Origin of the sequence: Mixta sp. (assembly GCF_024610815.1) — a bacterium.
Lineage (GTDB): Bacteria > Pseudomonadota > Gammaproteobacteria > Enterobacterales > Enterobacteriaceae > Mixta > Mixta calida.
In genome coordinates this window covers 1-6,473 of record NZ_JANION010000169.1, presented here as the reverse complement: position 1 = coordinate 6,473, position 6,473 = coordinate 1, and the positions used below count along the sequence as shown (strand labels likewise).

The 6,473-nt window shown below is 51.9% G+C and carries 6 protein-coding genes and 2 tRNA genes; 2 read left to right on the top strand and 6 right to left on the bottom strand.

The genetic code is table 11. From position 1 onward, the window contains the following. The first annotated feature begins 404 nt into the window (after positions 1-404). On the top strand, positions 405-656 hold the full coding sequence (locus MYY08_RS12705; protein WP_244555297.1) for a biofilm/acid-resistance regulator YmgB/AriR: 252 nt from the start codon (positions 405-407) through the stop codon (positions 654-656). On the opposite strand, the gene MYY08_RS12700 is transcribed toward MYY08_RS12705, so the two are convergent. Continuing rightward, positions 649-1,038 (bottom strand): VOC family protein, encoded by a 390-nt coding sequence (locus MYY08_RS12700; RefSeq protein WP_038626873.1) that lies wholly within the window; start codon positions 1,036-1,038, stop codon positions 649-651. The genes MYY08_RS12705 and MYY08_RS12700 overlap by 8 nt on opposite strands. Positions 1,039-1,215: 177 nt before the next feature. On the opposite strand from MYY08_RS12700, the gene MYY08_RS12695 reads away from it, so the two are divergent. Further along, positions 1,216-2,718, top strand: coding sequence for a SulP family inorganic anion transporter (locus MYY08_RS12695; protein ID WP_288014450.1), 1,503 nt, complete (start codon positions 1,216-1,218; stop codon positions 2,716-2,718). A gap of 34 nt (positions 2,719-2,752) precedes the next feature. Here the strand turns inward: MYY08_RS12695 and MYY08_RS12690 are convergent, their stop codons facing one another. The 5 genes from MYY08_RS12690 to MYY08_RS12670 form a co-directional block, all read right to left on the bottom strand. After that, entirely contained in the window at positions 2,753-3,472 is a 720-nt protein-coding gene (locus tag MYY08_RS12690; protein WP_038626876.1) for a YoaK family protein, read from the bottom strand. A gap of 429 nt (positions 3,473-3,901) precedes the next feature. After that, positions 3,902-3,988 (bottom strand) — tRNA-Leu (locus MYY08_RS12685). Between the two features lie 11 nt (positions 3,989-3,999). Then, positions 4,000-4,073 (bottom strand) — tRNA-Cys (locus MYY08_RS12680). Positions 4,074-4,504: 431 nt separating this feature from the next. After that, complete coding sequence (locus MYY08_RS12675; RefSeq protein ID WP_288014448.1) at positions 4,505-5,506, bottom strand: YcdU family protein; 1,002 nt, start codon at positions 5,504-5,506, stop codon at positions 4,505-4,507. A 15-nt stretch (positions 5,507-5,521) separates the two neighbouring features. Beyond that, positions 5,522-6,448: an ACP S-malonyltransferase gene (locus tag MYY08_RS12670; protein ID WP_288014453.1), complete on the bottom strand. Its 927-nt coding sequence runs from the start codon at positions 6,446-6,448 to the stop codon at positions 5,522-5,524. Positions 6,449-6,473 lie beyond the last annotated feature (25 nt).

The window sequence follows — 6,473 nt, the reverse complement described above, 5'->3', positions numbered from 1 at the left end:
GACCTAAAGAAGAGTTTGGCAAATGTTGCAATCTAAATACTTTTTTAGGGATTTTGTATAAGTTCTGAATAATTAATTAGTCATTTAACTATATGATTTTTAATAAATAGCACAATATGTATAATCAACCTTTGTACAACTTTGATGTTTCTGTATAACTTTACCGCTGAGCCTGATAACGGCTCTGTAACGAATGATGCATTTGCGTCGCCTCTGAAGGTGTTTAACTCGGATTTCCACCTTCAGAGGTTTTTTTTCGTCTGAAGGATGTGTTGCATCCTGTTTTGGCATCGTTGCGTTGCTTGTACCCCTTAAAACCCGGTCGACCTTACCGGCCGATATCGTCTTGATACAATAAGCCTTAACGCGCGCTGGCCGCGTTAAAGAGGACTGAAATGCAGACTATGACACCTCAGACTGACAGAGAAATTGCTGATTACTTTAATGCGCAGGAAACCGCGGCCATTAATGAGATGGAAATTCTTGGCACTGTAGTGGCTGAGATCCTCCAGGCTGGCCAGCCGATTACCAACAAAGCGATCATCGCCAGGCTTATTCAGCGACTGGAGCTGGAAAGCGACGTAGTAATGCTCGATATTTACCGTCACGTTCTGGAGCTGGTGGTCCATAAGACCGAAGACGATATTCTCAGCTAACCGGCGGCCAGCAGCCGAGACGCACCACCGTGCGGTAGTTGTCTCCATCAATAAACGTGCGGGCGGCGGTTTCCCAGTAAGGATTAAAGGGGTTAATCGCCTGGAAACCAGCTGCCCGCATAGCCTGACAGCGCGCCAGCCATAGCGGCTCCTCAGGCAGCCAGAGCACCAGCAAATCTTCCTCGGTTGAAACAGGCGTGGCGGGGTGATGAAGACACTGCGTAAATTCGAGATGCCAGCTTTCATCCGCGTAGCCGAGCATCACGCCGCTGTGCCCCTGATGATCGCTGAACGCCCCCAGCAGCTGCATGCCCAATCCCTGACAGTAAAGTTGCTGGCTATGACGTAAATCGCTGACCGGTCTGGCAATGCGTAGCTGCATCTTTTTTCCTCTGGCTGATAAACGTGCGTTTTCACCATGGTCGGACGGAGCCTGAAACTGGTGTCAGCGAACAATAACCGTTAACATATCGCGCTTGTCCTGCCCGGACAATTTATCCCTTTCAGATTTACAGTGCGCGCTGCCGCATCCTGTTAAGACAATAAGAGCCTGCAAATTATGACTACCCCTTCTGCGACGCGCGAGGCAAAGCACGTCGACAGCGAGTTAACCGTTGCCCGCGTGCTACGTTCGCCGAAATTACTGACGCGCGAGTGTCTGGCCGGCGTGATTACCGCGCTGGCGCTGATCCCGGAAGTGATCTCCTTCTCCGTTATTGCCGGGGTTGATCCGAAAGTGAGCCTGATCGCCTCGGTGGTGCTGGCGCTGACGCTCTCTCTGCTGGGCGGACGTCCCGCGATGGTGACGGCTGCCGCCGGTTCGGTGGCGCTGGTGATTGGCCCAATGGTGCGCGCGCACGGCGTTGAGTACATTATGCCCGCCGTGCTGCTGGGCGGCGTGATACAGATTTTGTTCGGCCTCGCCGGGCTGGCGCGCATGATGCGCTATATTCCCCGTTCGGTGATGCTCGGCTTTGTTAATGCGCTGGGCGTGTTGATTTTCTTTGCCCAGGTGCCGCACGTCTGGGGGCAGTCGCTGCCGGTATGGCTGCTGTTCGCGCTGACGCTGGCTATCGTACTGCTGCTGCCGCGCCTGCTGAAAAGCGTCCCTTCCCCGCTGGTGGCGATCGTGGTGATTACCGCCATCGCCATCTTCTGCGGGCTGCATGTGCCGAACGTCGGCGACGAAGGCCCGATGCAGGCTGGACTGCCCGGTCTGAATCAGCTGGCCGTGCCGCTTAACCTCGCCACATTGCAGATTATCTGGCCGACCGCGATAAGCATCGCGCTGGTGGGCCTGATGGAGTCGCTGCTAACCGCGAAGCTGGTCGACGACCTGACCGATACGCCCTCCAGCAAACGTCGTGAGTGCTGGGGACTCGGCGTAGGTAATATCCTTGCCGCCTTTTATGGCGGCATCGCCGGCTGCGCGATGATCGGTCAGACGATTGTGAACGTCGAGCTGGGCAAAGCGCGCACCCGCGTATCAACCGTGGCGGCCGCGCTGGTGCTGCTGTTGCTGGTGACCGGCCTCAGCGTCCTGATGGCGCAAATCCCGATGGTAGTGCTGGCGGGCATTATGATGATCGTGGCGCTGAAGACCGTTAACTGGCACAGCCTGCAACCCGCCACGCTGAAGCGCATTCCACTGTCGGAAACGGTAACCATGGCGCTGACGGTTGCGGCAACCGTCTGGACCGGCAACCTGGCGATTGGCGTCGTCGGCGGCGTCCTGTTCGCTATTCTGCTGTTTGCCCGCCGCGTAGCGCATGTGATTCATGCCGAGCGGCAGCTGAGCGCCGATGGCGAATCGGTGCGTTACCTCGTGCGCGGGCCGCTGTTTTTCGGCAGCAGCAACGATCTGTTCGAGCATTTCGACTATGCGCACGATCCGCAGGATGTGACTATCGATTTAACCCATGCGCAGATCTGGGATGCCTCCAGCGTGGCGGCGCTCGACGCCATTGAAAATCGCTATCAGCGCTACCAGGCGAAGGTCACCATCATCGGCCTGGATACGCGCAGCAGCGAATTCCATCGTCGCCTGAGCGGCACACTCTAAAGGGATCAGAGGCCGCCGCGCACGGCGTTTTCTGTTACGTGCGCTGGCGCCGGGCTTTACAGAGAGAGCCCAGCGCCAGCAACGCCAGCAGCGCGCCGATAACCAGCAGAAACGCCTCGCCAGTCAGACGATAAAGCCCTATCCCCCCGACTCCGCCCAGTAAAAACGCTGTTAACGTCGCGCCATGCAGCAGCAGCCGTTGCAGATAAACCGGCGCATACTCCGGTGATTCCCGGCGTCGCACAATGTCGATCAGCATCGCCAGCTCAATACCGATATCGGTCGCGGTTCCTGAAACGTGAGTGGTGCGCACGCGCGCATTGGAGATCCGCGTTACAACGGCATTTTGCAGGCCCATCAAAAAGCTCAGGCTAAGGATCATCAGCGTACCGGAGGAGAGAGCCGTAAAGCAGGCTTCGACCCAGCCCAGCAGCATCAACAGCAGCGCCTCCAGCAGAATATTGATCGCATATACGGAACGAATGCCGTGACGTCGACCCTGATTAATCAGCAGCGTCGAAAAGGCGGAGCCGAGAATAAACAGGCAGACAATTTCGAGAAAAAAGAATGCGACCGGCAGCTCACTGCGCGCCAGCCGCTCGGAGAGCGAGGAGACGTTGCCGGTCATATTGGCCGAAAAGAAGCCTACCGCCTCAAAAGCGGCGGTATTCAGCGCGCCTGCCACCAGCGCGAGCGTAGCGGCCAGTCGACTGTCGGTGACAAATGTTCTGGCCTCATCCTGACAAATTAACATAGTGACTTACGACAGAAAGTTAAGATATCGCCTGCGGCGGCGCATCAGGCCGGGCAGGCCCTGAATCGTTGATCTTCTTTTTCGCAGCGAACCGGCGCTGTCATAAAGAGATGACCAAACGGACAAGTTAAGGAAAGCGCTATTATGCGCTTTCTGCGCTTTTCTCTTTTGTCGCTTATCAATCTGCGCCCTTTCAGCCCCTGTTAAGCCTTTCTTTTCATGCTGCTGAAACCGAGAAGCATCGCTTATTAGTATGTTGTAACTATTATTAAGAGTGACTGACGCCGCGATGATGGTAGTTTGCTCGTATCTTTGTGCGCCTACAGGTTTTTACAATTTGTCAGGAAAGAATCGACAAAAACAAAAAAACCGCCCTTGGGCGGTTACGACATCACTGCTTATTGCTTTGATTTTATTCGGTATGTTCGATGGTGCCCGGGGCGGGACTTGAACCCGCACAGCCATACAGCCGAGGGATTTTAAATCCCTTGTGTCTACCGATTTCACCACCCGGGCAGGGTGTAAATTGGAGGCGCGTCCCGGAGTCGAACCGAGGTGGACGGATTTGCAATCCGCTGCATGGCCACTCTGCCAACGCGCCTTTATTCCGTATGATTACCCGCAACCGGATAATCTAAATTCTGTATGAGAAGCAACCAATTTTCGCTGCTAACTCATTGATTCGAGAAGTTTTTTCGCCTTCCCTCATCTGATGGACGGCATTATGGACTAACTTAATGAGGTTGGCAACCCCCTGAAGTTAAATTTTTTTAGAGCCTTTCCTTCTCCGGGGCGGCACGGCTCCGGCCCCTGCTTCAAATGCGCGCTTTTCACACCGACAGCAAACTCTGCCGGCAGCCGGGTAAATGTCTGCGTCAGCCGCCTGGTATGAAAGGCGCCATAAGTATAGATGGGTTTCCTGAAAGGAGAACAGACTTAACCGTAACCTCATACCCTGACGCAGCCTACCGCCCGCTGACGCTTTTGGGCTGGCTGCCAGCTTCACTGCCCCTTTGTTCAAAAAAGCTGACGCTACCAGAAACCAGAGCGCTTGCTGATTACATTACAGCGCAGGTACATATCACATGCTGCAAGATAATCGGTGCGCCATAGCCAGCATAAATGCAGACAATAGTATCCACCTGCCGGAAAGAAGCAGAACAGGTAATAAACTTCAAACGGAAGGTTCCACTCCAGCAGGGTAAGCACGACATTGAGAAGTAAAATCCATGCAAACTGTACGATCAACAAAAAGAGTATTCTGAGCACGACGGGTTTAGCGTACAACGAAGCACAGGGGACAGCAGCCGGCGAGGTGATTTCAATCTCTTTCAGAAACAACTTACCCAAAAGAACATAACGTCTGGAGCGGCAGGAAAAAATCAGATCTATAGCCAGAACGATAGCGCAAAGAATAAACATCGCAATAATCAGTCGCGCCGAGAGCCACCCCTCATTTAAAGAAAAGTCGGCATTGTTTTTCAGCGGACTAATAGTTAACACATTTAATGCCAGGCTGAGTAAAATGTAATGGCTGAGCGCCTGATAAAGAGTTTTATAACGCGTGTTATGCTCCTCTTGCATGATTACCTGTTTGATATAACAGACTCTTAATCGTCTGTAGATAAGATATAAAAAGAGCGGCAGCAGAAGCAGCAGGCCAAAAACACTCTCCAGCTTCTCAGAAACAAAAAAAGCAGCCTGAATGGTTAACCAGGTAATAAAGTAAGCGATAAAACCGCCTGCCAGCGGTGTGCTGGCTATTTTTTCTATTGTGGAGCAGCGTTTGCCAGTGAAAAATTCAAAGTCTATGCTTTTCAGGACATACTTATACATCCACCAGGCTTTAAGTTCACAAATAAGGTTGAAAAATACGATTGCCACGATGCCGCTGATAAGCCACGTATCCTGTCGCGTTAGTGAATAGCCATTATTTTTCCAGTAAAAACCCAGCAGCATAAAAAGAACAAGATAAAGAATAAGGATCAATCTCTTGTCATGATAGCGTATAAATTTAAAATAATCGGGACTCATAACAGCACCTTCATATCAGATTATTTTTCTGCAATGCAATGACATCTGCGCTGAAAAAGAAGAGAAATCATTCAGCAACAGCCCCAGATAAGCTTTATTACTTATTTCAATAAACATAACGGGCTCTTTACGCATCAGCAAATATTCCAGCGAATCGGTCCATTTCACGGTATGGGTGAGATGCAGCGATAAATTTTCCCGTATCTCTTGCGGGTTCATTTCCGGTCGTCCGGTTACGTTCATCACTACCTCATGTTGAGGCTGTTCGATGCTTATACCGGCCAGAAAATCTCTCACAGGCTGAACGCCTTCGCTCATCAGACGCGTATGCCAGGCACCGCTAACGCCCAGCTTCATCGTTTCATAACGGTCGGCAACCAGCTTCTGTGAAAACTGGCTCAACGCGGGCAAGGCTCCGCCAATCACCTGCTGGCGGCGACTGTTATCGCAACTAATATCCAACTCCATATCAGAGCGGGCCAGCAAATCACGCATCGCCAGGTAGTCCACGCCCTTTACCGCCACCATAGCGCCTCTGTTAACTTTACTCAGCTCATCCATTACCCTGGCGCGAAAGTCGATCATTTTAAAGAGCGCCTCAAGAGTAATAACGCCAGCAGCGTATAATGCGCTATATTCCCCAACGCTATGACCGCAGGAAGCCACAATGGACTCGGACTCTAACTTTCCTCGCATTAATGAATAGAGTGAAATATTTATTGCCGTCACAGCAAGCTGCTGAACCCTGGTCTGTATCAGCTTATTCATTGGCCCTTTTAAGCAGCAGCGGCGCAGATCGATACCCGCTATATCGCTGGCACAATCCCAAATCGCTTTTGTGGTTTTATTAATATCCCACAGATCGGCTCCCATACCAATAACAGGATTACCCTGCCCGGCAAAAAGCAGAGCAACAGTCGATGAGTTTACATTGCTATTCATATGCATTTTCTCAAAAATAATATTT